A 24415-nucleotide genomic window follows, 5' to 3' on the forward strand; every position below is an offset into this window, starting at 1 on the left:
GACGAACCGATGAGCGACACCATCGACATCCCGGCCGGCGACGGCACCCAGACCTTTCGCGGCTACCTGGCCCTGCCGGCTTCGGGGCGCGGCCCCGGCATCGTGCTGTGCCAGGAGATCTTCGGCGTCAATGCCTACGTGCGCGAGGTGGCCGACCTCTATGCGCAGGAAGGCTACGTGGTGCTCGCGCCCGACCTGTTCTGGCGCATGGAGCCCGGCGTCGAGCTGGGCGATTCGCCCGAAGACTGGCAGCGCGCCTTCGGCTTCTTCCAGAAGTTCGACATCGAAGCCGGCGTGGCCGACGTCACGGCGAGCGTGAAGGCGCTGCGCGCGCACCCGGCCTGCACTGGCAAGGTCGGCGCGCTGGGCTTCTGCCTCGGCGGCAAGCTGGCCTACCTGGCCGCCGCGCACTCGAGCGTGGACGCGGCCGTGGGCTACTACGGCGTGGGCATCGAAGGCGCGCTCGACCTCGTGCCGCAAATCAAATGCCCGATCGCCCTGCACTTCGCCGAGCTCGATCAGTTCTGCCCGCCCGAGGCCCGCGCCCAGGTGCTCGAAGCCTTCGCCGGCCAGCCCGATGCGCAGATGTACGTCTACCCCGGCGTCGACCACGCCTTTGCACGCACCGGCGGCGACCATTTCGACAAGCCCTCCACGCTCATGGCGCACCAGCGCTCGATGGCGCTGTTCAAGGACGCGATCGGGCCCGTGTACGACCTCTCGGCGCTGTGGGACAAGCACTGCGAGTACGAGTTCGCCACGCGCGACGTGGTCGCCACCATGGCCACGATGGTGAGCGAGCCCTACGTGAACCACATCCCGACCATGACCGGCGGCGTGGGCGCCAAGGAGCTGTCGCGCTTCTACAAGCACCACTTCATTCCGAGCACGCCGCCCGACACGCGGCTCACGCCCATCTCGCGCACGGTGGGCGCGACGCAGATCGTGGACGAGATGCTGTTCTGCTTCACCCACACGGTCGAGATCGACTGGCTGCTCCCGGGCATCGCGCCCACCGGCAAGCCGGTGGAGATTCCGCTCGTGGCCATCGTGAAGTTCCGCGGCGACAAGCTGTACCACGAGCACATCTACTGGGACCAGGCCAGCGTGCTGGTGCAGATCGGCCTGCTCGATCCGAAGGGCCTGCCCGTGGCCGGCGCCGAGACCGCGCGCAAGCTGGTCGACGAAACGCAGCCGTCGAACACGCTGATGCCGCGCTGGGAAAAATCGACCGGCCTCACCATCGCCGACCCGGCGCTGCCCCTGGGATGAGCAGCGCCTCTGACATGCTGGCGCTGGTCGTGGACGCGGTCACGCCGCTCACGCCGGCCATCAAGGCCTTCGTGCTGCGCTCTGCGAACGGCGAGCCGCTGCCGCCGTTCGCGCCGGGCGCACACCTGGGCGTGCAGGTCGTGCAGGCCAACGGCCACGCGGGGCAGCGCGCGTACTCGCTCGCCAAGCCGCACGACGGCTCCGACCGCTGCGAGATCGCGGTGCTGTGCGAGCCCCAAGGTGCGGGCGGCTCGGCCTGGATGCACGCGCTGCAACCGGGCACCGCGCTGGCCGCGCACGCGCCGCGCAACGACTTCGCACTGCACGCGGGCAGCGCACCGCCGCTGCTCATCGCGGGCGGCATCGGCATCACGCCGCTGCTGTGCATGGCGCGTTCGCTCGCGGCCGAAGCGCGCCCCTTCGACTTCATCTATGCCACGCGCAGCGAAGAAGCCACGGCTTACCTGCACGAGGTGCGCGCGCTCGGCGGCACGGTGGTGCACGACGGCGGCGACCCGGCACGCGGTATTGACCTGCGCGCGCTGCTGGCCGCGCCCGTCCCCGGCCGCCACCTGCATGTGTGCGGCCCGCGCGGCATGGTGCAGGCCGTGGTCGACACCGCCCGCGCGCTCGGCTGGCCCGACGACCACGTGCACTTCGAACTCTTCGCCGGCGCCATCGCGCAGGCGGGCGATGCGCCCTTCCAGGTGCGCACGCTGCGCTCGGGCAAGACGCTGACCGTGGCGCCCGACCAGAGCCTGCTCGACGTGCTCATCGCCGCCGGCCTGGACCCGCTGTACGACTGCCGCCAGGGCGACTGCGGCGTGTGCGTGGTGGACGTGGTCGAGGGCGTGCCCGACCACCGCGACCACAACCTCAGTCCGCGCGAGAAGGCGGACGGCAAGACCCTGTGCACCTGCGTGTCGCGCGCGAAGACGCCGCACCTGGTGCTCGACATCTGATGACGTTTCAGGAGACCCACCCGATGAATTCCGTGATCCCCATCATCCCCATGACGGCGACAAACCCGATCGACATCCAGTCGCTCGTGCAGCCCGACCGCGTGCACAAGCGCGTCTACACCGACCCCGCCATCTTCGAGCTGGAGATGGACCGCGTGTTCGGCCAGACCTGGATCTACATCGGCCACGAAAGCCAGGTGCCCAAGCCCGGCGACTACTTCACCACCCGCCTGGGCCGCGAGCCCGTGGTGATGGTGCGGCACACCGACGGCCAGGTGCACGTGATGTTCAACCGCTGCCCGCACAAGGGCGCCAAGCTCGTGCCCGACGGCAGCGGCAGCGCCGGCAAGTTCCTGCGCTGCCTGTACCACGGCTGGACCTTCAAGTGCGACGGCAGCCTGCTGTCGGTGCCGCTGCGCAGCGGCTACGAATGCACCGCGCTCGACCTGAAAGACCCGCAGTACGGCGTGCGCAAGGTGGCGCGCGTGGCTTCGCACCGCGGCTTCGTGTTCGCCAGCCTGTCGGAAGACGGGCCCGAGCTGAAGGAGTTCCTGGGCGGCGTGGCCACGTCGCTCGACAACTTCTGCGACCGCGCGCCCGAGGGCGAAGTGGAAGTGGCGGGCGGCGTTCAGCGCGTGATCCAGCGCAACAACTGGAAGATCTTCTTCGAGAACCTGCACGACACCATCCACGCCGTGGCCACGCACGAGTCGTCGTGGCGCGCGGCCAAGGAAGAGCACGAGGCCATGCCCGCCGGCACGCCCAAGCCCTTCGAGGTGGTGATCGTCGACGGCAACGGCGAGCCGCTGGAGTTCTGGGAGAAGCTGGAGCTCAAGGGCTACGACCACGGCCACGGCTTCATGGAAGGCATCTTCGTGCCGCCCACCGACCCGGTGAGCCTGGCCTACGTGGCCTCGCTCGAAGCCGCGAAGGGCGCCGAAGAGGCCGACGCGATCCTGCGCGTGAACCGGCACAACACCATCGTGTACCCGAGCTGCTCGCCGCACACCTCCTTCCAGCAGATCCGCGTGATCCGGCCGCTGTCGGTGGACCGCACGCTGGTCGAGATCTTCAGCTTCCGGCTCAAGGGTGCGCCGGAGGCCACCTTCCAGCGCACGCTCAAGTACACCAACATCGTCAACTCGCCCTCGTCGAACGTGATGCCCGACGACCTGGAAGCCTACAACCGCGTGCAGGAAGGCCTGGGCTCGGACGGCGGCGACTGGGTCAGCATGCACCGCGCCGCCGGGCGCGACCAGCCGCTGCCGGGCGGGCGCGCGTCCAACGGCAACAGCGAGATGCCCTCGCGCAACATGTTCGCGGCGTGGGCCGGGTACATGGGCGTCGACACGGGTGCAAAGACGAACGAACACACCGGGAGCGCCGAATGAACTTCCGCGACTGGAACGAACAGCAGGACCTCGCGCAGTTCCTGCACCACGAGGCCCGCCTGCTCGACGAGCACCGCTGGGACGAATGGCAGAAGCTCTTCACGCCCGACGGCCTGTACTGGGTGCCGCTGGTGCACGGCCAGGCCGACCACCTCAACCACGCCTCGCTGTTCTGCGAGGACGCCCTGCTGCGTTCGATGCGCGCGCGGCGGCTCGAGCAGGCGCGCGCCTACTCGCAGCAGCCGCCCACGCGCACCGTGCACGTGCTGGGCAACATCGCGCTCGAGTCGCGCGACGACGATGCGGGCTGCACCGTGCGCTCGACCTTCCTGCTGCTGGAGTGGCGCAAGACCGAACAGCGCACCTTCGGCGGCAGCGTGCTGCACACGCTGCGCCGCGCCGACGACGGCTGGCGCATCCAGACCAAGCGCGTCGACCTCGTGAACTGCGACGCACCGCACGAAGCCCTGCAGGTGTTCCTGTGAAGGCCGCGCTGCTGGCGATGCACTACCAGAACGACGTGCTGCACGTCGACGGCAAGGTGCGCGTGGGCATGGCCGCCGACGACCCGGCGCGCCCGCGCCTCATCGCCTCGGCCGCGCGGCTCATCGCCGGGGCGCGCGCGAACGGCGTGCCGGTGATCTTCGTTCGCATCGCCTTCGCACCGGATTACGCGGACTGCCTGCGCAACTGCACGCTGTTCCGGCGCGTGGCCGAGAGCGGCGCGGTGCAGGAAGGCAGCTGGGGCGCGGGCTTCTACGACGAACTCGCGCCGCGGCCGGGCGAAGCCATCGTCACCCACAAGCGCAACAACCCCTTCTGGGCCAGCGGGCTCGAAGAGGCGGTGCGTGCCACCGGTGCCAGCCGCCTGTACGTGGCCGGGATCGCCACCAACCACGTCGTCGAACACGGTGCGCGCCATGCGAGCGACCTGGGCTACGACGTGGCGGTGGTCGCCGATGCCTGCAGCACCGCGCAGGCGCACCTGCAGGCGGCAAGCCTGGAAACCCTGGCGATGCTCGCGGACGTGGTGCGCGTGGACGACGCCGTCGCGCAGATGGGAGGCCGGCCATGACGACGCTGCAAGGCAAGGTCGCGATCGTGACCGGCGCCGCCGCGCTGCTGGGCAGCGCCATCGTGCGGGCCTTCGTGCAGGCCGGCGCGCGCGTGGTGGCGGTCGACATCGACACGGCGCGCGGCGCCGCGCTGGCGGCCGACGTGGGCACGGGCTGCCGCTTCGTCGCCTGCGACATCGCCTCGGACGACGCGCTCGATGCGCTCGTGGCCGGCACGCTGCGCTCCGAAGGCCGCATCGACTTTCTCATCAACAACGCCGTGGTCTACGGCGATGCAGGCTTGGATGCCGCGCGCGCCGACTGGCTGGGCGCGCTGAACGTCAACCTCGTCTCCGGCGCGATGCTGGTGCAGAAGACCGCCGACGCGCTGGCCGCGCACGGCGGCGCCATCGTGAACATGGGCAGCGTCGGCGGCAAGTTCGGCGCGGCGGGCCGGGCGCTGTACCCGGCGGCCAAGGCCGCCATCCTGCAGCTCACGCGCAACCAGGCCGCCACGCTGGCGCCGCGGGGCGTGCGGGTGAACTCGGTGTCGCCGGGCTGGACCTGGTCGGACGCGCTGTCGCGCATGACGAACGGCGACCGCACACGGGCCGACCGCGTCGGCGCGCCGATGCACCCGCTGGGCCGCGTGGGCGACGGCGACGACGTGGCGCAGGTGGTGCTGTTCCTTTGCTCGGACGCGGCGCGCTTCGTCACCGGTGCGGACATTCCGGTCGATGGCGGCTTCTCGATGCTGGGGCCGGACCAGGGGCGCTCGGCGCGGGACTGGTTCGAGGCGTAGCCGCCGCTCAGCCGCGCGACTGCCGCAGCGCGCCCGGCGTACCGCCCAGGTGGCGGCGGCACAGGCGCACGAAATGCGAGGCATCGGCCAGCCCGACGCGCAGGCCGATCTGCGCCACGCTCAGGCGGTCGAAGCGTGCGTCGGCCAGCATGCGCTGCGCCACCTGCATGCGGCAGGCGGCCAGCGCGTTGGCGAAAGTGGTGGTGCCATCCCCTGCCCCTTCCGCGAGGCAGCGGTGCAGGCTGCGCTCCGAAATGCCGAGCCCCTGCGCCACGGCCGCGGCCGTGAGGCCCGGCTCGGCATGGCGTTCGCGCGTGGCGTCGAGCACGCGCTGGCGCAAGGCGGCGCGGCCACAGGCGTCGGGCACCGCCACGCCGGGACCGAGCGCCAAAGCCAGCAGGCCGCCGAGCTGGTCGGCCAGCAGCGCCGCCGGCAGCGGCGGCCGCAGGGCCACCTCGGGCGACAGCGCCTGCGCGAAGCCGCTGAGCGCCGCGCCCCAGCCGCTGTGGCCGTCGATGCGGCGCGCCACGTGGTCGCCGGCGTCGGGCAGCCACGACTCGACCCACGCGGTCGGCAGCTCGATCGACACCGTGTCGGCCGACTGCTGCAGGTGAAAGGCATAGCAGCGCCGCGAATCGACCAGCACCGCGTCGCCTGGCAGCAGGCGCGCCGAACGCTCTTCCTGCACCGCGACCCAGGGCGAGTCGGCCTTGCACAGCAGGTAGTAGAAGTTGTGGCGGCTGTGGGCGATGGCGCGGCGCGTGCGGTACACGTCCTGCGCGCTGCCGCGCACCCGGTTCACGTGCAGCGGCCCGAGCGGCGCGGATTCGAGCGAGGCGCCGAAGCGGCCGGCCAGCGGGCTGGTCACGTCCATCTCGAGAAAGCCTTCGCAGACCGCGCCGATCCAGTAGTCCAGCCGCTGCGGCGGCGGCACGGTGTCGGTCGACCAGGTGTGGATCGCAGCAGGGGCTGCGGGCATGGCGGCGGAAGTCATCCCGCCAACATAGCCAGCCCGGGCCCGTTTGCCAAGCGGGTATAGACGCCCTCCGACGCCGCGCCGCGCGGGTGCCCGGCACAATGGCCCGCTTCATCCACCGCACACGCACGAAGGGCCCGGCACACATGAGCAAGCAAAGCGATTTCGGACTGATCGGCCTGGCCGTGATGGGACAGAACCTGGTGCTGAACGTGGAAAGCCGCGGCTTCCAGGTCAGCGTCTACAACCGCACCGAGGCCACCACCGAGGCCTTCATTGCCGCCCACCCCGGCAAGCAGCTGGTGGGCGCGAAGACGCTCGAGGAGTTCGTCCAGAGCCTGGCCAAGCCCCGCAAGATCCAGATCATGGTCAAGGCCGGCGCGCCGGTCGACCAGGTGATCGAGCAGCTCATTCCGCTGCTCGACAAGGATGACATCGTCATCGACGGCGGCAACAGCCTGTACACCGACACGGAACGGCGCGACGCCTACCTTGCGAGCAAGGGCCTGCGCTTCATCGGCGCGGGCGTGTCGGGCGGCGAAGAAGGCGCGCGCAAGGGGCCGTCGATCATGCCGGGCGCCCCGGCGTCGACCTGGGAGGTGATGAAGCCGATCTTCGAGAGCATCGCGGCCAAGGTGGACGGCGAGCCCTGCGTGATCCACATCGGCCCGGGCGGCGCGGGGCACTACGTGAAGATGGTGCACAACGGCATCGAGTACGGCGACATGCAGCTGATCTGCGAGGCCTACAGCCTGTTCAAGGCGGCCGGCTTCACGACCGACGAGATGGCCGCGATCTTCAACGAATGGAACGAGGGCGAGCTGCAGAGCTACCTGATCCAGATCACCGCCAAGGCGCTCGAACAGAAAGACCCGGAGACCGGCCAGCCGGTGGTCGACCTCATCCTGGACAAGGCGGGCCAGAAAGGCACGGGCCAGTGGACGCTGCTGAACGCGGCCGAGAACGCGGTGGTCATCAGCACCATCAACGCCGCCGTCGAGGCGCGCGTGCTGTCGTCGCAGAAGAAGCAGCGCGTGGCGGCCAGCCAGCTGCTGCAGGGGCCGAAGATCGCACTGTCGTTGGAGAAAAAAGCGTTGGTGGCCAAGGTGCACGACGCGCTCTACGCCTCGAAGGTCATCAGCTACACGCAGGGCTTCGACCTGATCCAGACCATGGGCGAAAAGAAAGGCTGGCAGCTCGACCTGGGCGGCATCGCCTCGATCTGGCGCGGCGGCTGCATCATCCGCGCGCGCTTTTTGAACCGCATCACCGACGCCTTCCGCCGCGACCCGGCGCTGGGCAACCTGATGCTCGACCCGTTCTTTCAAGACCTGCTGAACCGCACGCAGCAGAACTGGCGCGAGGTGGTGGCGCTGGCGGTGAGCAACGGCATTCCGGTGCCGGCCTTCAGCGCCTCGCTGGCCTACTACGACAGCTACCGCACGGCGCGCCTGAGCGCGAACCTGCTGCAGGCGCAGCGCGATTTCTTCGGGGCGCACACGTACGAACGCGTGGACAAGCCCGAAGGCCAGTTCTTCCACACGGACTGGCCGGAAGTCATCGAATAAATAAATTGGGCTCGCCCCCAGGCTTCGCGCACTTCGTGTCGCTTCGCCAACCCCCTACCGGGGGCAACACCATCGGCCCGGCGAAGCCGGTTCCGCGGTGTTTCTGGTGAATGCCCGCTCGCCGCCTCTTCAGGTGATGCGACTCAACCGGCGTCGGCCAGCCAGTCGCGCACCACGCCGACCGACTGCGCCAGCGGCGCGGTCGCATCCACCGCCAGCACGCCGGCCTCGCCCACGGGCGATTCGAGCGTGGCGAACTGGTTGGCCACGAGGCTGGCCGGGAACATGTGCAGCCCGGCGCCCGCGCGCGCGGCCACGCGGCGTTCGGCTTCGGCGCGGTCGATCTGCATGAACACGAATCGCAGGCCCGGCGCGGCGGCGCGCAGCTGGTCGCGGTAGCTGCGCTTGAGCGCGGAGCAGGTCATGACGGCGCCCTGCGGCGCGTCGGCCAGGGCGCGGCCCAGCGTGGCCAGCCAGCCGGCGCGGTCGGCGTCGGTGAGCGCGATGCCGCGGCTCATCTTGTCGACGTTGGCGGGCGGATGGTGGTCGTCGCCCTCGATCAGCGGCAGCCCGAACGCCGTGGCCAGCGCCGCGCCCATGCTGGACTTGCCGCAGCCCGAAACCCCCATCACCACGAGCCAGACCCTGTTCATGCGCGCCCTTGACCTTGTTTGAAGCAGCCGATGCCGAATGCGTGCCGAAGCCGGCACGGCCACGAATCTACCGCGTCGGCGCGGTGTTCAGAACAGGTTGCCCTGCCCCACGGCGCCGGGCGGGCGAAAGGCCCCGGTGTCCAGCGCGATCCGCTCGCGGTTGAAGCCCAGCCGGTGCGTCGCCTTCTGGAAGCGCTGATGAATGAGGTCGGCCCACAGGCCGCTGCCCTTCATGCGCGTGGCGAAGTCGGCGTCGTAGTCCTTGCCGCCGCGCATCTCGTGGATGCGCGCCATGACACGCTCGGCGCGCTGCGGGTAGTGCAGCTCGAGCCATTCCTTGAAGAGCGGCGCCACCTCCCACGGCAGCCGCACCACGGTGTAGAAGGCGCTGCGCGCGCCGGCTTCCCAGGCGGCTTCGAGCACCTGCTCCATGTCTTCGGTGATGAACGGAATCTGCGGCGCCACGCTCACGCCCACCGGCACGCCGGCCTCGGCCAGGGTGCGGATGGTGCGCAGCCGCCGGTGCGGCGCGGCGGCGCGCGGCTCGAGCTTGCGCGCCAGCTCGCCGTCGAGCGTGGTCACGGTCACGTACACGGCCGCGAGCCGGTCGGCGGCCATGGGCGCGATCAGGTCGAGGTCGCGCTCGACCGCGCTCGACTTGGTGACCAGCGCGAACGGATGCCGCACCTCGCTCAGCAGCTCGATCACGCCGCGCGTGAGCCGCAGCTCGCGCTCGATCGGCTGGTAGCAGTCGGTGGCGGTGCCGATCGCAAGGTTGCTGGGGCGGTAGCCCTTGCGCCCAAGTTCGGCGCGCAGCACCTCGACGAGGTTGCGCTTGGCGATCAGCTTGGTCTCGAAGTCGAGGCCGGGCGAGAGGTTCAGGTAGCTGTGCGTGGGCCGCGCAAAGCAGTAGATGCAGCCGTGCTCGCAGCCGCGGTACGGGTTGAGCGAGCGGTCGAAGGGGATGTCGGGCGATTCGTTGCTGCTGAGCACCGACTTCACGTCTTCAAAACGCACCTCGGTGGCCAGCGGCAGCAGCCCGGCGGCTTCGGCTTCGCCGTCTTCCAGCGTGCCCCAGCCGTCGTCGAAGGCGTCGCGTTCGTCTTTGGAGAACCGGTGCGCGAGCCGCGTGGCCGCGCCTCGGCCCTTGATGATGTGGATGGGAACCTGGGCGGCGGGCATGGCGAGTCCTTGGAAGGAAACAGGAAACAAGTCGAATAACTGTTTATTCATACAGTATTTCACTTTTGCGGCCGCCGCGCAGCGTTTTTTATTTCTGTCTTGACAGAAATTCAGGAATTCCTAAACTCGACGCCATGGAACTCACCGACATTCAACGCAAGTTCGTCCTGCACTGGGGCGAGATGGGCTCCATGTGGGGCGTGAACCGCACGGTCTCGCAGATCCACGCCCTGCTCTTCGCGCACGGCAAGCCGATGCACGCCGAAGAGCTGTCGGAAACGCTGGGCGTGGCCCGCTCCAACGTCAGCAACAGCCTGAAGGAACTGCAGGCCTGGAACCTCGTGCGCGTCACCCACACGCTGGGCGACCGGCGCGACTACTTCGAGACCAGCGTCGACGTGTGGGAGCTGTTCCGCACCGTGGTGCGCGAGCGCAAGGAGCGCGAGTTCGACCCCACCATCCGCGTGCTGCGCGAGATCGTCGCCAGCCCCGACTTCCAGAAGGAGCCGCCCGATGCGCAGGACCGCATCCGCTCCACCATGGACCTCATGACCAAGCTCGCCACCTGGGCCGACGAGATGCTGCGGCTGTCGCCCGGCACGCTCGACAAGGTGCTCACGCTGGGCGCCAGCGTGCAGAAGTTCGTGCGCGGCGACAGCGCACCGCCCCCCGCCCCTCCGGGCGCGGGCAAGGGCGACGACCCTGACGCGCACCACGCCAGCCTGCCCATGATCTGAGAAAGGCCGCGTCCTTTTTTTTTGCCTTCTTATTTCTGTTTTGACTGAAATATCGAGAACCAAAAACACCATGACCCGCTTCACCCCCGCCACCTACCCGCTCACCGTCTATTTCGACGCCACCTGCCCGCTGTGCACGGCCGAGATGGGCGCCATGCAGGCGCGCGACGCTGCGAAGCGGCTGCGCCTGGTCGACTGCTCGCCCATCGGTTTCTCGGACGGCCCGGCGCCGCGCGAGGCGCTGATGCGTTCGCTGCACGCGGTCGATGCCGCAGGCCGGCTGCGCGTGGGCGTCGACGCCATCCGCGCCTGCCGCGCCGCGGTGGGCCTGCCGGCCGGCGGCGCCGTGCTCGACCTGCCGGTGGTCGGCCGGCTGGCCGACCGCGCCTACGCGGTGCTGGCGCGCAACCGCTACCGGCTGCCGCGCTGGCTCGTGCTGCGGCTCGCGGGGCACGGTGCGATCGCGCCGGCCACCTGCGCTGACGACCACTGCAAGCTCTAAAAAACCCACGCTGTCACACCCCACCCGCTCACGTCCGAAGGAGTTTTCGATGCCCGACGTCTTCCAGCCCGACTTCCGCCTGCCCGGCACCGCGCGGCCTGCGCCGCCCGCGGTCGAAGGCCACGTGAGCCGCGAGGACACGCAGGACTACTTCACCGAGGTCGCCGACGACTACCGCGCCTGGAGCCCCAGCTACAACATGCACTTCGGCTTCTGGCGCCTGGGCCTGAACCCGCTGCGGCGCGAAGGCATGCTGATCGAGATGAACCGCACCGTCGGCCGCGCCCTGCGGCTCGACACGGCCACCACCGGCCCGCGCTGCGTGCTCGACCTCGGCTGCGGCGCCGGCGCCACCTCGCGCACGCTGGTCGGCGACGACCCCGCGCTGCATGCGGTCACGGTGACCAACGTGCCGGTGCAGAACGGCATCGCCGCGCGGCTCGACGCCCGGGCCGGCGTGGCCGACCGCGTCGCGCACGTCGAGGCCGACTACACCCGCACCGGCCTGCCCGCCGCCCAGGCCGACGGCGCCTGGGCGCTCGAAAGCGCCTGCTACGCCGAGGGCACCGCCAAGGCCGACTTCGTGCGCGAGGCCGCGCGGCTGCTCAAGCCCGGCGCGCGGCTGGTGGTGGTCGACGGCTTCCTGCTGCGCCGCCGGCCGGGCCGCCTCGCGGGCTGGCTGCACCGCCTGTGGGCCGACAGCTGGGCCGTGCCCACGCTGGCCCAGCGCGACGACTTCACGGCCGCGCTGCGCGCGCACGGCTTCGAGGACATCGCGTTCACCTCGCTGCGCTGGCGCGTGGCACCGAGCGCGCTGCACATCCCGGTGCTGGCCACGCGCTTCACGCTGGCCGAACTGTGGAAGGCGCGCGGCAAGCTCAGCCCCTGGCGCCGCAAGCACATCGTGGCCAGCTACTGCGCGCTCGCGCTGGGCATGTTCTGGCGCGACTTCGACTACGCCATGGTGACAGCCCGGCGCAGCGCCAGCTGAGACATCACAAAAAGAGGAGAAGAGATTTCCATGCGCACCGAGCCCGAAGAAAGCAAACTCGCCGACCTGCCTGCCAACGACGAAGTGCCGGCCCCCAAGCCCGTGCGCGGCATGCCCTTCGGCTGGTTCTGGCCCATGTTCGCCGGCGCGGCGCTGGCGCTCGTGCTGCGCCTCGTCTTCAGCGGCGGCCCCGGCCAGCCCTTCTCGGCCATGCTGGGCTCCTTCGTCTATTTCGCGCCCGCGGCGTGCGGCGCGGTCACGGTGTACCTGGCCGAGCGCATCGAACGGCGCAGCTGGGGCTACTACCTCTGGGCGCCGTGGGTGGCCACTGCGCTGTTCGTCGGCGGCACGCTGATGGTCTTCATCGAGGGCATCATCTGCGCCGCCTTCATCGTGCCGCTGTTCGCGGTGATGGGCAGCGTCGGCGGGCTGGCCATGGGCATCGTGTGCCGCATCACCAACTGGCCCAAGCCCGCGCTGTACAGCGTCGCCCTGGTGCCCCTGCTGCTCGGCGGCATCGAGCCGCAATGGCCCAACCCGGACCAGTTCTCGAACACCTCGCGCACGCTCTTCATCGCGGCGCCGGCCGAGCGCGTGTGGCACGAGCTCAACGCCGCGCGCGACATCCGCCCCAGCGAAGTCGGCGACGCGTGGGCCTACCGCGTCGGCGTGCCGATGCCGGTGTCGGGCGTGACCGTCGACACGCCCGAGGGCCGCGTGCGCCAGGTGCAGTGGCAGAAGAACGTGCATTTCGACGAGGTCGTCACCGAGTGGCAGCCGAACCACCTGCTGAAGTGGCGCTTTCGCTTCACGCCCGATTCCTTCCCCGCCGGCGCGCTCGACGACCACGTGATGATCGGCGGCCAGTATTTCGACCTGCGCGACGCCACCTACACCCTGACCCCGCGCGACGGCGGCACCGAGCTGCGCGTCGCGGTGTCGTGGCGGCTGAGCACGCGCTTCAACTGGTATGCGGACCCGGTCATGCAGTTCCTGCTTGGCGACGCTTCCGAGAACATCCTGCGCTTCTACAAGGCGCGCAGCGAAGCCACCGGGGCGGTGGCGGGATGAGCGCGCCACCCGTCTTCCAGCAGGCGCTCGGCGCCGCATGGGACCGGCTCGGCGACGTGATTCGCCGGCACTACACGATGGCACCGTTCTCCGACGATTACGTCTGCGTGCGCGGCACCATGAGCGAGGTCTGGCACGCGCCCTGGGCCGCGCTGCTGATGCCCTTCGGCCGGCTGTTCGGCGCGCTGGTTCCGCACCAGGGTACCCAGGTGCCGATCGAGGTGCACTACCGCTGCCACCCCGACAACGCCCACCTCTACTGGGACCGCGTCTTCCACTTTCCGAACAGGCCGCCTTTTCATTTCCGCTCGCACATGGAACACGACGCGGCGCAAGGCAGCGAGGTGATCGAATACGTGCGCTTCGGCATCGGCATGCGCCTGGCGGTGAGCGCGGAAGACGGCGCGCTCGTGTTCCGCGACCGGGGCTACATCTGGCGCCTCGCGGGGCTGCGCATTCCGCTGCCGCTGGGCCTCTTGCTCGGCACCGCCTACGTCGAGGAACGGCCCGATCCGTCCGACCCCGACCACTTCACGATGAAGATGCTGCTGCGCCACCGCTGGTTCGGCGATGTGTTTCGCTACAGCGGACGCTTCCGCCTCGGTTCACAATGAGCCCACCATGCCGCGCCGCCCCGAAAACCTCTACGCCCAGTACCACGCCCACATCTACTTCGCCCCCGCCACGCTGGCGCAGGCGCGCGAGCTCAGCGAGCGCGCCGGCCGCGAGCTGATGGTGGTGGTGGGTCGCGTGCACGAACGCCTGGTCGGCCCGCACCCGCACTGGAGCTGCCAGCTGGCCTTCGACGCCGCCGAGTTCGACGAAGTCATCGGCTGGCTCGACGCCAACCGCAACGGCCTCGATGTGTTCGTGCACGGCGTGACCGGCGACGACTTCGCGGACCACACGACGCATGCGATGTGGCTGGGCGAAGAGAGCGCGCTCGATCTGCGGATGTTCAGGCGCTAGGACTGCGCCAGCAGCGCGCAGACCTCCTCATCCGTCGTCTGCGAGAAATCTTCATACCAGGCACCGACCGCGCGAAACACCGTGGGGCAGCGCACGCACAGCACGTCGTCGGCTTCGCGCTGCAAGGCCTCGCAGGCCTCGGGCGACGCCACGGGCACGGCGGCGATCACGCTGCCGGCGCTCTGCCGTCGCAGCCCGCGAACGGCCGCGCGCATGGTGGCGCCGGTGGCAAGCCCGTCGTCGATCACGAGCACCGTGCGGCCTTGCACCTCGCACGCCGGGCGATCACCGCGATAGACCTGCGTGCGACGCGCCAACTCGGCGAGCTCGGCACGGACCACGGCATCGATCTCCGAAGGCCGCAGGTCCAGCGTGCGCACCAGGTGTGCGTCGATCTCCGGCACGCCGTCGCCCGCGAGCGCGCCGAAGGCGTACTCGGGCTGTTCAGGCAGGCCCAGCTTGCGGACCACCAGCACATCGAGCGGCAGCCGCAGCGCGCGGGCCACCTCGAAGGCCACCGGCACGCCGCCGCGCGGCAGCGCCAGCACCACGGCGTCCGCAAAACCGCCGCGCCGCCGCAGCAAGGCAGCGAGCTGGCGGCCGGCCTGTGCGCGATCACGAAACTTCACGGCGTGTGCTCCCGACAGGGGATGTTCACACGCCGTTCGCGTCGAGGCGAGCCCCGGCGCAAAGACCCGGATCGCGGCGTGCGTTATGCAGCCTCTTGCGTTTCCGCCTCGGCGTCCGATGTGCCGCCGTGGACCTTGAAGAACTGCGCCCCTTCGACCTTCTGCCCGATGGCCTGCTCATACGCCGCGCGCACATCGTCAGGCTGCCCGGCCTGCCCGAAGAAGTCTTTCAGGTAGGGCCCCAGCAGCGGATGGGCGGCCAGTTCCTCGCGCGGCAGGCCGTGCAGCATCTCGTCGCGGCAGGCCGAAGGCAGGAACACGTCGCGGTTCTTCTCGGGGTCGCGGATCAGGCCCTTGGGCTCATGCGACGGGTCGGACTGCATCGACTCGAGTTCTTCGAAGAAGCGCCGGCGCATCATCACGATGCCCTTGTCGCTCTGGCCCAGCTTCTCGCGCGTGCGGTCGGTGACGGTGCCCTGCCCGACCCAGACCACGAAGTCCTGGTTGGCGACATGGCTGGTGATCCAGCGGCCCGTGGCCGGGTCCTTGATGGGGCCGTACCACGAGGGAATGCGTTCCTGCACATAGGGCTCCTGCTCGGTCGGCACGCGGCTGAGCACCCACAGCACGCTCAGCGTGTGGTGATCGTCGATGGGCACGCGCCATTCGAAGTGGTGGCCGAGGAAGAAGCCGTTGGGCCACAGCGTGACGCGGCCCGTGGTCCACATCACGTTGTCTTCGCGCTCGCCGCCGCGCAGGCGCTTGTAGACGAAGCCGTGCTCGAACTCCTCGAAGGCGAGCTTCAGGTGCGTGGGCACGTAGGGGCCCTCGTCGCCCTGCAGGCGCGTGGTCCAGTTGTTGTGCGTCCACTCGAAGTGCACGGGGTCGATGGAGTTCTCCTGGCACTGGAACCAGTTGCAGGGGATCTCGGCGAACACGGCCTGCGCGAAACCGTTCCTGCAGTTGAAGAGTTCCCAGTCGGGCAGCAGCGGCGCGGGCTGCGGGCCCATGTAGGCCCACAGCAGGCCGGCCTTTTCCTGCACGGGGTAGGCCTTGATCTTCGTGTTCTTGCGCATGCGCGCGTCGGGGTCCAGCGTTTCTTCAAACGGCTGGTGGATGCACTGGCCGCTGGTGTCGTACTGCCAGCCGTGGTAGCTGCAGCGCAGGCCGCACTTCTCCACGTAGCCGTACGACATGTCGGCGTTGCGGTGCGGGCAGCGCCGGTCGACCAGGCCGTAGTTGCCGCTCAGGTCCTTGTAGAGCACGAGGTCCTCGCCGAGGATGCGCAGCGGCTTCACGGCCTTGTCGTCGAACTCGCTGGCACCGGCGATCGGGTGCCAGTAGCGGCGCAGGTAATCGCCCATGGGCTTGCCCGGACCCACTTCGGTCAGCAGGCGGTTCTTTTCTTCGCTCAACATGCATCGTCTCCTTGTCTGCGGGTGTGTAGGGTCAGTCGGCGCGGATGCCGAACTCGCGCACCAGCTTGCCGAAGCGCTGGTCGTCGTCGGCGATCTGGCGGGCCAGCACGGCCGGCTCGCCGCCCACGGGCTCGATGCCCAGCGCGGCCATGCGGGCCTGCACGTCGGGCATCTTCAGGATCTCGTTGACGTGGCGATTCAGCGTCTGCACGACCTCGGCCGGCATCGCCTTCGGCCCGAGCAGGCCCATCCAGGCGCTCACGTCCATGTCGCGGTAGCCCAGCTCCAGGAAGGTGGGCACGTTGGGCATGAGCTTCGTGCGCTGACGCTCGGCCACGGCCAGCGGCACCAGCTTGCCGGCGGCGATGTGGCCCGCCACCGCGCCGGGCGTGATCCAGCCCACGCTCACGTGGCCGCCCAGCGTGTCGTTGACCACCGGCGCCACGCCGCGGTACGGCGCGTGTGCAATGGCCACGCCGGCGTCCTTGTTGAAGAGCTCGCCCGCGATGTGCATCGGCGAGCCCGCGCCCGGCGTGCCGTAGGTGAAGGCCTTGCCGGCCTTGGCACCGGCCACCAGCTGCGCCACGGTCTGGATGCCGCTCGTGGGCGCCGTGACCATCAGCACCGGGATGTTGCCGGTCTTGACGATGGGGGTGAAGTCTTTCACCACGTCGTGCGCCACGCCGGGGCCGGCCTTGAGCACGTGCTGCGCGATGGGGAAGGTGCTGGGCGTGAAGAGCAGCGTGTAGCCGTCGGCCGGCGCCTTCGCGACCCAGGCGTTGCCGATCATGCCGCTCGCGCCGGGGCGGTTGTCGACCAGCACCGGCTGGCCCAGGCGCTGCGCGAGCTTCTCGGCGTAGGTGCGCGCGATGGCGTCGGTGTCGCCGCCGGCCGGGTAGGCGACGACCAGCGTGATCGGCTTCGCGGGCCACGATTGCGCCAGCGCCGCTGTCGCGGCGCACAGCAAAAGAATGGCTCCTGCAGCGGCACGGACCATGTTTCGTTGGTGGAACATCTTGCGTTTTCCTTCTCGGTGAGACGACGTGGGGGTGTCGTCGGACTGTAGGAATGGCGCCGCGCGGCCAGAAGATATAGTTTCACCGAGTGAACCTTTTTTCTTCGGAGGCGGCATGTCGGACACCAGCGGCGCGCACAGCGTGAAGTCGATCGATGCCCTGCGTCGCGGGCTCGACGTGATGCTGGCCATCCAGCGTTCGTCGGCCGTCACGCTGCAGGAGCTGCACCGGCAAACCGGCCTGTCGAAGGCCACGCTGCTGCGCATCCTGAAGACGCTGCAGCAGGCCGGCTGGGTGGAACGCAACGAGCTGGAGAAACGCTACGTGCCCACCTCGGCCACCGGCCAGTCGGGCGCTACGGCGGCGTGGCGCACGCGCCTCACGGCCCTGGCGGCGTCGCCGCGCGCCACGCTGCAGCGGCTGGTGCCGTGGCCCATCGACCTGGGCGTGCGCGACGGCACGGCCATGCTGATCCTCGACACCGACCGGCCGCGCAATGGCCTCGCGGTGAACTACCGCGCGCTGGGCTTTCGCCCGCCGATGCTGCTGTCGTCGCTCGGGCGCTGCTACCTTGCGTTCTGCCCCGAGGATGAACGGCGAGAAATCGTTGCGGCACTGGCGCGTTCACCCAACGATTTCGACCGCGGCGCGCGGCGCCCCGACAGCATCCGCCGCATGGTGGCGCACGCACGCGACCAGGGCTATGCGGCGCGCGACCCCACGTCCACCAGCCTCGACTCGCCCGACCGCTTCGGCGCGGTGTCGGTGCCGGTGCGGCTGGGCGAGCAGGTGGTGGGTTGCCTCAGTTGCGCGTGGCTGCCGGCGGTGAAGAGCGAGCGCGAGATCGTGTCGGCGCACCTGGGCGACCTGCAGCAAGCCGCGCAAAGCATTGAACGCCGACTGCGGCAGGACGGCCTCGGCCTGCCGCCCGCGAGCACCTGAAAAAGCAGCGTCAGAACTCCGCGTCGAGTTCGTCGATCTCGTCGGGCTCCTGCAGCGCGGCGGCCACCCATTCCTTCATGGCGGGCAGCTCCATCACGCGCTTGCAGTACGCGGCGCACACGCTGTCCAGCGCCACGTCGTAGCTCAGGAAGCGCGTGACCACGGGCGCGTACATCGCGTCGGCCATGCCGGGCTGCTTGCCGAAGAGGAAGGGGCCGCCGTAGGCCTTCAGGCACTCGCGCCAGATGGCGACGATGCGGTCGATGTCGCCCTGCGCGCGCGACCACACCTTGAAGTTCTTGAAGCGGGCCTTGATGTTCATCGGCAGCGCGCCGCGCATCGAGGCAAAGCCCGAGTGCATCTCGCCGCAGATGGCGCGGCAGTGCGCACGCGCCGCGGCGTCGGTGGGCAGCAGGCCGGCCTTGGGCTTGATCTCGTTCAGGTACTCGCCGATGGCCAGCGTGTCCCACACCTTGATGCCGCCATGCTGCAGCGAAGGCACCAGCATCGACGACGACAGCAGCAGCATCTCGGCCTTCATGGCCGGGTCGTCGGGCGGGATGACCTTCTCGCTGAAGTCCAGCCCCGCGAGCCTGCACATCAGCCAGCCGCGCAGCGCCCAGGCGCCGTAGTTCTTGCTGCTGATCGTGAGAACGGGTTTGGCCATCGCGACACTCCTTGGACGATGCGTGCTGTGTGCAAGCGCCGTGCCACACGGTTGGCCCGCAACTTGCCTGCAGCCCGTGCATGCTGTACCGCGCTTACCAGAACCAGGCCGACCTGCTCTCGCCATGGCGGCTCACCGCGCAGTACCTGGGCCGCGCCCTCTGGCAGGACGGCACCGAGCGCACCGCGCTGCGGCGCATGGCCGCGCGCTGCGAGGTCTTCTCGCGCATGCGGCTCACCCACACGCGGCCGGCCTACGGCATCGACAGCGTCGTGGTCGACGGCACCGACGTGCCCGTGCACGAAGAGGTCGCGCTGGTCTCGCCCTTCGGCACCTTGCTGCACTTTCGCAAGGCGCACACCGAAGCGGTGCACCCGCGCGTGCTGCTGGTCGCACCACTGTCGGGCCATTTCGCCACGCTGCTGCGCGAAACCGTGCGCACGCTGCTGCGCGACCACGACGTGTACCTGACCGACTGGCACAACGCGCGCGACGTGCCGCTGTGGCAGGGCCGCTTCGGGCTGGACGACTACACGCTGCAGCTGATGCGCTTCGTCGAGGCCGTGGGCCCGGGCGCGCACATGGTCGCCGTGTGCCAGCCCTGCGTGGCCGCGCTGGCCGCGACCGCGCTCATGGCGGAAGACGACCACCCGGCCACGCCGCGCAGCCTCACGCTGATGGCGGGGCCGGTCGATTGCCGTATCAACCCGACCGCCGTGAACAAGCTCGCGACCGACCGGCCCATCGACTGGTTCCGCCGCAACCTCATCAGCCATGTGCCGTGGCCGCACGCGGGCGCGATGCGGCGCGTGTACCCGGGCTTCCTGCAGCTCACGGCCTTCATGAGCATGAACCCCGAGCGCCACAAGAAGCAGTTCGAGGACATGGAACGCCTGCTGGTCGAGGGCGAGCTCGACAAGGCCCGCACCATCGCCGAGTTCTACGACGAGTACCTGGCGGTGAACGACCTGCCGGCCGAGTTCTACCTGGAGACCGTCGAGCGCGTGTTCCAGACCTACGACCTGCCGCGCGGCGTGCTCACCGTGGCCGGGCGCACCGTGAACCCCGCGGCCATCCGGCGCACCGCGCTGCTCACGGTGGAAGGCGAGCGCGACGACATCTGCGCGGTCGGCCAGACCGTGGCCGCACAAGACCTGTGCAGCGGCATCCGCCCTTACCTCAAGACGCACCACCTGCAGGCCGGCGTGGGGCACTACGGCGTGTTCAGCGGCAGCAAATGGAACACGCAGATCTACCCGCGCGTGCGCGAGACGATCCACGCGGCCGACGAACTGCACTGAGCGCAACCCGCGTTCAATCTGGCAGAGACCGCGGGGGCTTTGGTTGCCCGAACACCCCCGGCTTCCTACAATCGACCCTATGAACGTCATGGTTTTCATCCCCGGTTTCGATCGCGCGGCGGCCTCTGCGGCCCCGGGCGACGCGCGCGTGCGCGCACCCGCGGCGATGACGGCGAGGTCGCAGCAGACCCTCGCACATCCCTGAGCCCGGCGGTCAGCCTCCTTTTTTCTTCAGCGCACATCGACCGTCGGGCACCCGCCCCGCGCGGTCGCGCGTCCTGGCCCTGATCCATTGATCGCTCGGCCCGGGCGACGCACCACTTCCCCCAGCGTCCGACCTTCTTCCCGCCTCCGGCCCCGTGCCGCGCGGAAGGACCTCGCCCGCTTCGCCGTCGTGTTTCGTCGTGAGGATTTCCCCGTGGTGGCTCTTGCCTGCTCCCCTTCCGTCTCTTTTTCGCCTTCGCCTGCCCTGCCGCCCTGGCCCGCATGGCTGTCGTTCGACGCGCTGCGCCGCCGCCTGCTGCGGCCGGCCGAGCTGCGCATCGACGTCGATCCGAAGAAGGGCCGCCCGAGCGAGCCGCTGACGCCGGTGTACGAGCGCATGCGCGCCATGGGCGAGCGCGTGCAGGACCTGCCCGCGCTGCGCCTGGACGACCCCGACCTGCGCGCACGCTTTCGCGAGGCCGATGGAGAGACCTACGTGTACATCGAGGACGTGCGCCACCAGCGGCTGGTCGGCTACACCGTGTTCAACCGCCTGATCGAACTCGACCGCCGCGCCGACCGCCACATCCGCGCGCCGCATTCGCAGTACGACCCCGCCTACCAGCGGCGCGGCCTGGCCTCGGCCGTGTACCGCTGGGCACTGGGCAGCGGCATGTGCCTGATGAGCGGCGCGCGCCAGTCGCCGGGCGCGCACGCGCTGTGGCTGCGCCTGGGACGCGACTACGTGACGGGCTTTGTCGACCTGCGCGAGAAGCGCTTGAGTTATCTCGGCAGCGAAGTAGACGGCGACACGCTGTCGCAGCTGCACACGCGCATGTTCATGCTCGGCGAAGGCTGGACGCTGGAGCGTTTCAGCAGCGAAACGCGCATGGCGATGCTGGAGACTGCCTAGGCCTGCGGCAACCGCTCGCGCAGGAACCCGATGAGCTCCTGCGCCGCCACGTTGCGCATCGGCCCCGGCAGGTAGGCCAGCACCACGCGCCGCTCGATGCGCGGCGCCGACAGCGGCACCACGGCCAGCTCGGGGTCGCGCAGCGACGAGGTGTACAGCTGCGGCATCAGCCCCAGCGCCTGCCCGCTGCGCACCAGCGCGTAGAGCGTTTCGGAATAGCTCACGCGGTACGGCTGCGCGCCCTGCGCGAACTGCGCGCGCGCCGGGTCGCCCAGCGCCGGCATGCTGCCGCTTTCGAACAGCACGAGGCGCTCGCTGCCGATGGCTTCCCAGCGCGCCTCGCCGGCCGCCGCCAGCGCGTGGTCGCTGCGCACCACCAGCACCAGCGGGTCGCGGAACAGATCGATGCATTCCAGGCCGCCCGGTGGCTCGGTGATCGCGGCCACGGCCATGTCGAGCTGGCCGCTGCGCAGCTCGGCCAGCAGCACCGTGGAGGGCGCGTCGCGCCAGGCCAGTTCCACCTCGGCGCGCTGCTGCAGGAAGCCGGCCGCCGCCGCCGCGACGCGCGCGCTGGCCGAGGGGATCACACCCACGCGCACGTAGGCCCGGCCGCGCTGCACCGTGCTTTCGATGTCGCGCAGCGCCACCTCGAAGGTGTGGACCAGGAAGTCGGTGCGCGCCAGCACCTCGGCGCCGACGGGCGTGAGTTCGAGCCGGTGGGTGGAGCGGGTCAGCAGCTCGGCGCCGAGCAGCTTTTCCATCTGCTTGATCGCGTTGCTCAGCGCGGGCTGCGTGATCGCGAGCCGGCGCGCCGCGCGGCCGAAGTGCCCTTCCTCGACCAGCACCGAGAAACACTGCAGCTGGCGCAGCGTGAGCGCACGCAGGGGCAAAGCGGCCATGGGCGTCCTGGTTATCGATTCAATGAATCAAATTATAGAAATTCAAAATTTTCCTTATGAGCACGCACTGCCTAGACTGCGCCGCATGACCCTAGCCGCGCCCACGCCTGCTCCTTTCACCCTCGAAGCGATGCTGCGCGCCATTCCCAAGGTGGAGCTGCACTGCCACCTCTTCGGCACCGTGCGCCACGACACCTTCCGCCAGCTCAACCAGCGCGCCGGCGCGCCGCTGGCCGACGCGGAAATCGACGGCTTCTACACGCGCGGCGAAAAGCCCGTGGGCGTGCTGCGCGTGCTGCGCGCACTCGACGCCCAGCTGGTGCGCAGCGCCGACGACCTGTACCAGCTCACCCTCGAATACCTGCAGGACGCGGCCTCGCACGAGGTGCGCTACGCCGAGTTCTTCTGGAACCCGACCGGCACGGTGCACGGCTCGGGCATTGCCTACCCGCTGGCGCAGGGCGCGATCGTGCGCGCGATCCACGATGCGCAGCAGGCGTTCGGCATCACCGGCCGGCTCATTGCCGCCATCGACCGCGAGGCCAGCGCCGAGGCGGCGGTGGAGATGGTCGAGTGGGTCAAGTCGCATCGCTGCGACGAGGTGATCGGCATCGGCATCGACTACCGCGAGAACGACCGGCCGCCCGAGCTCTTCGCCCGCGCGTACGCCGAGGCGAAGAAGGCCGGCCTCAAGACCACCGCGCACGCCGGCGAGTTCGGCATGCCCTGGACCAACGTGCGCACCGCGCTCGAGCTGCTGCAGGTCGACCGCATCGACCACGGCTACACGGTGGTCGACCAGCCCGACTTCGCGCGCCAGTGCGCCGAGCGCGGCGTGATCTTCACCGTGGTCCCGACCAACTCCTACTACCTGCGCACGCTGCCGCCCGAGCGCTGGGCACTGGACCACCCGATCCGCCGCATGCCCGGCCTGGGCCTGCGCATCCACCCGAACACCGACGACCCGACGCTGCACCAGGTCACGCCCACGGGCGCCTGGCTGATGATGGTGCGCGACTTCGGCTTCGGCCTGGACGACCTGCGCGGCTTCATGCACAACGGCCTGGCCGGCGCCTGGATCGACGACACGCAGCGCCGCCAGTGGCGCGCCGAATGGAGCGCCGACTTCGACGCGCTGCGCGCCCGCCTGCCCTGCGAACCCACGCCTTCCGCCACCCCCTTCCCCGGATGAACCCCGCCATGACCACGAACCGCCGCCTGATCCTCGCTGCCGCCGCACTCTGCGCCGCCCTGCCCGTTGGCGCCCTCGCCCAGCCGGCCTGGCCCGCCGCCAAGCCCCTCACGCTGATCGTGCCCTACACGGCCGGCGGCAGCGTGGACGTCAACGCCCGCCTCGTGGCGCAGCGCCTGGGCGAACGGCTCAAGCAGTCGGTCGTGATCGAGAACGTGAGCGGCGCGGGCGGCGCCATCGGCGTGGCCAAGGCCGTGAGCGCGGCGCCCGACGGCTACACGCTGGTGGTCGGCCCCGACAGCGCCATCGCCATCGGCCGGCTGGTCAACCCCTCGGCCTTCCGCTTCGATCCGCTGAAAGACCTGGCGCCCGTCGGCCTGCTCAACACCGCGCCGATGGTGCTGGTGGCGCGCCCCGGCCTCGATGTGCGCAGCTACGCCGACTTCGTGAAGCTCGCCAAGGCCCAGCCGGGCCACTACAACTACGCCACCTCGGGCGTGGGCACCGTGCTGCAGCTGGCGATGGAACTGCTCAAGGAACGCAGCGGCATCTTCGTGACCCACGTGCCCTACCGCGGCGGTGCGCAGATCGCCACCGACGTGATCGGCGACCAGGTCGACCTCGCGATGCTGGTGAGCACCAGCGCCATCCCGCACGTGAACGGCAAGCGCCTGAAGGCCCTGGGCATCACCGGCAGCCAGCGCCTGCCAGCGCTCGCGCAGGTGCCCACCTTCAACGAGATGCCCGGCCTCAAGGGCTACGACATGGTGAGCTGGACCGGCATCTTCGCGCCCGCGAAAACGCCGCCGGCCGTGGTGGCGCGGCTCAACCAGGAACTGAATGCGGTGCTGCAGGAGGAAGGCGTGCGCGCCAAGCTGGCGGAACAAGGCGCTTTGCCGGGCAGCGGAACGCCGGAGGCGTTCGGGAAGTTCGTGCAGGCCGAGTACGCACGCAATCAAAAGATCGTGCAGACCGCCAACATCAAAGAGTAAGAAGCTCGCCCCCAGGCTGCGCGCACTTCGTGTCGCTTCTCCAACCCCCTACCGGGGGCAACACCTGAGGCCCGGCAAAGCCGGTTCCTCGGTGTTCGCTTGAAGGGGCCG

Annotated in this window: 26 protein-coding genes; 18 read left to right on the forward strand and 8 right to left on the reverse strand. The window is 69.8% G+C overall.

Annotation, left to right across the window (positions count from 1 at the left end; all coding sequences use genetic code 11):
- Window positions 1-9 precede the first annotated feature (9 nt).
- From ACAM52_RS17115 to ACAM52_RS17140, 6 genes are read left to right on the forward strand one after another with little or no spacing between them, the layout of a single operon-like run.
- Window positions 10-1272: a dienelactone hydrolase family protein gene (locus ACAM52_RS17115; RefSeq protein ID WP_369644070.1), complete on the forward strand. Its 1263-nt coding sequence runs from the start codon at window positions 10-12 to the stop codon at window positions 1270-1272.
- Complete coding sequence (locus tag ACAM52_RS17120; RefSeq protein WP_369644071.1) at window positions 1269-2234, forward strand: 2Fe-2S iron-sulfur cluster-binding protein; 966 nt, start codon at window positions 1269-1271, stop codon at window positions 2232-2234. The genes ACAM52_RS17115 and ACAM52_RS17120 overlap by 4 nt, the downstream gene beginning before the upstream one ends.
- A gap of 23 nt (window positions 2235-2257) precedes the next feature.
- Window positions 2258-3625, forward strand: coding sequence for an aromatic ring-hydroxylating dioxygenase subunit alpha (locus ACAM52_RS17125; protein ID WP_369644072.1), 1368 nt, complete (start codon window positions 2258-2260; stop codon window positions 3623-3625).
- Window positions 3622-4110 (forward strand): aromatic-ring-hydroxylating dioxygenase subunit beta, encoded by a 489-nt coding sequence (locus ACAM52_RS17130; RefSeq protein ID WP_369644073.1) that lies wholly within the window; start codon window positions 3622-3624, stop codon window positions 4108-4110. Before ACAM52_RS17125 ends, ACAM52_RS17130 begins: the two co-directional genes overlap by 4 nt.
- Window positions 4107-4700, forward strand: coding sequence for a cysteine hydrolase family protein (locus ACAM52_RS17135; RefSeq protein ID WP_369644074.1), 594 nt, complete (start codon window positions 4107-4109; stop codon window positions 4698-4700). The genes ACAM52_RS17130 and ACAM52_RS17135 overlap by 4 nt, the downstream gene beginning before the upstream one ends.
- On the forward strand, window positions 4697-5482 hold the full coding sequence (locus ACAM52_RS17140) for an SDR family oxidoreductase (protein ID WP_369644075.1): 786 nt from the start codon (window positions 4697-4699) through the stop codon (window positions 5480-5482). The genes ACAM52_RS17135 and ACAM52_RS17140 overlap by 4 nt, the downstream gene beginning before the upstream one ends.
- Before the next feature lie 7 nt (window positions 5483-5489).
- Here ACAM52_RS17140 and ACAM52_RS17145 read toward each other — a convergent pair whose 3' ends face one another.
- Window positions 5490-6461, reverse strand: coding sequence for a helix-turn-helix domain-containing protein (locus ACAM52_RS17145; protein ID WP_369644076.1), 972 nt, complete (start codon window positions 6459-6461; stop codon window positions 5490-5492).
- Window positions 6462-6604: 143 nt separating this feature from the next.
- Between ACAM52_RS17145 and gnd the strand changes: the two genes are divergently transcribed.
- Entirely contained in the window at window positions 6605-8026 is a 1422-nt protein-coding gene (gnd, locus tag ACAM52_RS17150; RefSeq protein WP_369644077.1) for a decarboxylating NADP(+)-dependent phosphogluconate dehydrogenase, read from the forward strand.
- A gap of 143 nt (window positions 8027-8169) precedes the next feature.
- Here the strand turns inward: gnd and ACAM52_RS17155 are convergent, their stop codons facing one another.
- Window positions 8170-8679, reverse strand: a complete 510-nt coding sequence (locus ACAM52_RS17155) for a gluconokinase (protein ID WP_240531376.1) — start codon at window positions 8677-8679, stop codon at window positions 8170-8172.
- An 87-nt stretch (window positions 8680-8766) separates the two neighbouring features.
- On the reverse strand, window positions 8767-9861 hold the full coding sequence (locus tag ACAM52_RS17160; protein ID WP_369644078.1) for a PA0069 family radical SAM protein: 1095 nt from the start codon (window positions 9859-9861) through the stop codon (window positions 8767-8769).
- Between the two features lie 134 nt (window positions 9862-9995).
- Between ACAM52_RS17160 and ACAM52_RS17165 the strand changes: the two genes are divergently transcribed.
- From ACAM52_RS17165 to ACAM52_RS17190, 6 genes are all read left to right on the forward strand, one after another.
- Window positions 9996-10598 carry a GbsR/MarR family transcriptional regulator gene (locus ACAM52_RS17165; protein ID WP_062476691.1) on the forward strand — a complete coding sequence of 201 codons (603 nt, stop codon included), beginning with the start codon at window positions 9996-9998 and terminating at the stop codon, window positions 10596-10598.
- A 70-nt stretch (window positions 10599-10668) separates the two neighbouring features.
- Window positions 10669-11100: a thiol-disulfide oxidoreductase DCC family protein gene (locus tag ACAM52_RS17170; protein WP_369644079.1), complete on the forward strand. Its 432-nt coding sequence runs from the start codon at window positions 10669-10671 to the stop codon at window positions 11098-11100.
- A gap of 49 nt (window positions 11101-11149) precedes the next feature.
- The gene (locus ACAM52_RS17175; RefSeq protein WP_369644080.1) at window positions 11150-12091 is read left to right on the forward strand and encodes a cyclopropane-fatty-acyl-phospholipid synthase family protein; all 942 of its coding nucleotides are present in this window, start codon (window positions 11150-11152) and stop codon (window positions 12089-12091) included.
- A 30-nt stretch (window positions 12092-12121) separates the two neighbouring features.
- Window positions 12122-13162 (forward strand): SRPBCC domain-containing protein, encoded by a 1041-nt coding sequence (locus ACAM52_RS17180; RefSeq protein WP_369644081.1) that lies wholly within the window; start codon window positions 12122-12124, stop codon window positions 13160-13162.
- Complete coding sequence (locus ACAM52_RS17185; protein ID WP_369644082.1) at window positions 13159-13776, forward strand: DUF4166 domain-containing protein; 618 nt, start codon at window positions 13159-13161, stop codon at window positions 13774-13776. Before ACAM52_RS17180 ends, ACAM52_RS17185 begins: the two co-directional genes overlap by 4 nt.
- 7 nt (window positions 13777-13783) lie before the next feature.
- The gene (locus ACAM52_RS17190; RefSeq protein WP_369644083.1) at window positions 13784-14131 is read left to right on the forward strand and encodes a DOPA 4,5-dioxygenase family protein; all 348 of its coding nucleotides are present in this window, start codon (window positions 13784-13786) and stop codon (window positions 14129-14131) included.
- On the opposite strand, the gene ACAM52_RS17195 is transcribed toward ACAM52_RS17190, so the two are convergent.
- From ACAM52_RS17195 to ACAM52_RS17205, 3 genes are all read right to left on the reverse strand, one after another.
- Complete coding sequence (locus tag ACAM52_RS17195) at window positions 14128-14760, reverse strand: phosphoribosyltransferase (RefSeq protein WP_369644084.1); 633 nt, start codon at window positions 14758-14760, stop codon at window positions 14128-14130. The two genes, ACAM52_RS17190 and ACAM52_RS17195, sit on opposite strands and share 4 nt — an antisense overlap.
- A gap of 83 nt (window positions 14761-14843) precedes the next feature.
- The gene (locus ACAM52_RS17200) at window positions 14844-16178 is read right to left on the reverse strand and encodes a Rieske 2Fe-2S domain-containing protein (RefSeq protein WP_369644085.1); all 1335 of its coding nucleotides are present in this window, start codon (window positions 16176-16178) and stop codon (window positions 14844-14846) included.
- A 31-nt stretch (window positions 16179-16209) separates the two neighbouring features.
- A complete protein-coding gene (locus tag ACAM52_RS17205) occupies window positions 16210-17175 on the reverse strand; it encodes a tripartite tricarboxylate transporter substrate binding protein (RefSeq protein ID WP_240531444.1) in 966 nt (321 codons plus the stop codon).
- A 133-nt stretch (window positions 17176-17308) separates the two neighbouring features.
- On the opposite strand from ACAM52_RS17205, the gene ACAM52_RS17210 reads away from it, so the two are divergent.
- Window positions 17309-18136: a helix-turn-helix domain-containing protein gene (locus tag ACAM52_RS17210; RefSeq protein WP_369644086.1), complete on the forward strand. Its 828-nt coding sequence runs from the start codon at window positions 17309-17311 to the stop codon at window positions 18134-18136.
- A gap of 10 nt (window positions 18137-18146) precedes the next feature.
- On the opposite strand, the gene ACAM52_RS17215 is transcribed toward ACAM52_RS17210, so the two are convergent.
- Window positions 18147-18803 (reverse strand): glutathione S-transferase, encoded by a 657-nt coding sequence (locus ACAM52_RS17215; RefSeq protein ID WP_369644087.1) that lies wholly within the window; start codon window positions 18801-18803, stop codon window positions 18147-18149.
- Window positions 18804-18883: 80 nt separating this feature from the next.
- On the opposite strand from ACAM52_RS17215, the gene ACAM52_RS17220 reads away from it, so the two are divergent.
- Window positions 18884-20104 carry a polyhydroxyalkanoate depolymerase gene (locus ACAM52_RS17220; protein WP_369644088.1) on the forward strand — a complete coding sequence of 407 codons (1221 nt, stop codon included), beginning with the start codon at window positions 18884-18886 and terminating at the stop codon, window positions 20102-20104.
- A 418-nt stretch (window positions 20105-20522) separates the two neighbouring features.
- Entirely contained in the window at window positions 20523-21221 is a 699-nt protein-coding gene (locus ACAM52_RS17225; protein ID WP_369644089.1) for an N-acetyltransferase, read from the forward strand.
- Here the strand turns inward: ACAM52_RS17225 and ACAM52_RS17230 are convergent.
- Window positions 21218-22120 (reverse strand): LysR family transcriptional regulator, encoded by a 903-nt coding sequence (locus tag ACAM52_RS17230; protein ID WP_369644090.1) that lies wholly within the window; start codon window positions 22118-22120, stop codon window positions 21218-21220. The two genes, ACAM52_RS17225 and ACAM52_RS17230, sit on opposite strands and share 4 nt — an antisense overlap.
- An 85-nt stretch (window positions 22121-22205) precedes the next feature.
- Between ACAM52_RS17230 and ACAM52_RS17235 the strand changes: the two genes are divergently transcribed.
- Entirely contained in the window at window positions 22206-23312 is a 1107-nt protein-coding gene (locus tag ACAM52_RS17235) for an adenosine deaminase (protein ID WP_369644091.1), read from the forward strand.
- 8 nt (window positions 23313-23320) lie between these two features.
- The gene (locus ACAM52_RS17240) at window positions 23321-24304 is read left to right on the forward strand and encodes a Bug family tripartite tricarboxylate transporter substrate binding protein (RefSeq protein WP_369644092.1); all 984 of its coding nucleotides are present in this window, start codon (window positions 23321-23323) and stop codon (window positions 24302-24304) included.
- The last annotated feature ends 111 nt before the right edge of the window (window positions 24305-24415 follow it).

It is taken from the genome of Variovorax sp. V118, from assembly GCF_041154445.1.
In the GTDB taxonomy this organism is placed as follows: Bacteria; Pseudomonadota; Gammaproteobacteria; order Burkholderiales; family Burkholderiaceae_C; genus Variovorax; species Variovorax boronicumulans.

Bases quoted from the DNA above. Each gene is read 5' to 3' on its own strand.
- ACAM52_RS17115 (WP_369644070.1), top strand. From the start codon at position 10: ATGAGCGACACCATCGACATCCCGGCCGGCGACGGCACCCAGACCTTT.
- ACAM52_RS17120 (WP_369644071.1), top strand. From the start codon at position 1,269: ATGAGCAGCGCCTCTGACATGCTGGCGCTGGTCGTGGACGCGGTCACG.
- ACAM52_RS17125 (WP_369644072.1), top strand. From the start codon at position 2,258: ATGAATTCCGTGATCCCCATCATCCCCATGACGGCGACAAACCCGATC.
- ACAM52_RS17130 (WP_369644073.1), top strand. From the start codon at position 3,622: ATGAACTTCCGCGACTGGAACGAACAGCAGGACCTCGCGCAGTTCCTG.
- ACAM52_RS17140 (WP_369644075.1), top strand. From the start codon at position 4,697: ATGACGACGCTGCAAGGCAAGGTCGCGATCGTGACCGGCGCCGCCGCG.
- ACAM52_RS17145 (WP_369644076.1), bottom strand. From the start codon at position 6,461: ATGCCCGCAGCCCCTGCTGCGATCCACACCTGGTCGACCGACACCGTG.
- gnd (WP_369644077.1), top strand. From the start codon at position 6,605: ATGAGCAAGCAAAGCGATTTCGGACTGATCGGCCTGGCCGTGATGGGA.
- ACAM52_RS17155 (WP_240531376.1), bottom strand. From the start codon at position 8,679: ATGAACAGGGTCTGGCTCGTGGTGATGGGGGTTTCGGGCTGCGGCAAG.
- ACAM52_RS17160 (WP_369644078.1), bottom strand. From the start codon at position 9,861: ATGCCCGCCGCCCAGGTTCCCATCCACATCATCAAGGGCCGAGGCGCG.
- ACAM52_RS17165 (WP_062476691.1), top strand. From the start codon at position 9,996: ATGGAACTCACCGACATTCAACGCAAGTTCGTCCTGCACTGGGGCGAG.
- ACAM52_RS17170 (WP_369644079.1), top strand. From the start codon at position 10,669: ATGACCCGCTTCACCCCCGCCACCTACCCGCTCACCGTCTATTTCGAC.
- ACAM52_RS17175 (WP_369644080.1), top strand. From the start codon at position 11,150: ATGCCCGACGTCTTCCAGCCCGACTTCCGCCTGCCCGGCACCGCGCGG.
- ACAM52_RS17180 (WP_369644081.1), top strand. From the start codon at position 12,122: ATGCGCACCGAGCCCGAAGAAAGCAAACTCGCCGACCTGCCTGCCAAC.
- ACAM52_RS17185 (WP_369644082.1), top strand. From the start codon at position 13,159: ATGAGCGCGCCACCCGTCTTCCAGCAGGCGCTCGGCGCCGCATGGGAC.
- ACAM52_RS17190 (WP_369644083.1), top strand. From the start codon at position 13,784: ATGCCGCGCCGCCCCGAAAACCTCTACGCCCAGTACCACGCCCACATC.
- ACAM52_RS17200 (WP_369644085.1), bottom strand. From the start codon at position 16,178: ATGTTGAGCGAAGAAAAGAACCGCCTGCTGACCGAAGTGGGTCCGGGC.
- ACAM52_RS17205 (WP_240531444.1), bottom strand. From the start codon at position 17,175: ATGGTCCGTGCCGCTGCAGGAGCCATTCTTTTGCTGTGCGCCGCGACA.
- ACAM52_RS17210 (WP_369644086.1), top strand. From the start codon at position 17,309: ATGTCGGACACCAGCGGCGCGCACAGCGTGAAGTCGATCGATGCCCTG.
- ACAM52_RS17215 (WP_369644087.1), bottom strand. From the start codon at position 18,803: ATGGCCAAACCCGTTCTCACGATCAGCAGCAAGAACTACGGCGCCTGG.
- ACAM52_RS17220 (WP_369644088.1), top strand. From the start codon at position 18,884: ATGCTGTACCGCGCTTACCAGAACCAGGCCGACCTGCTCTCGCCATGG.
- ACAM52_RS17230 (WP_369644090.1), bottom strand. From the start codon at position 22,120: ATGGCCGCTTTGCCCCTGCGTGCGCTCACGCTGCGCCAGCTGCAGTGT.
- ACAM52_RS17235 (WP_369644091.1), top strand. From the start codon at position 22,206: ATGACCCTAGCCGCGCCCACGCCTGCTCCTTTCACCCTCGAAGCGATG.
- ACAM52_RS17240 (WP_369644092.1), top strand. From the start codon at position 23,321: ATGACCACGAACCGCCGCCTGATCCTCGCTGCCGCCGCACTCTGCGCC.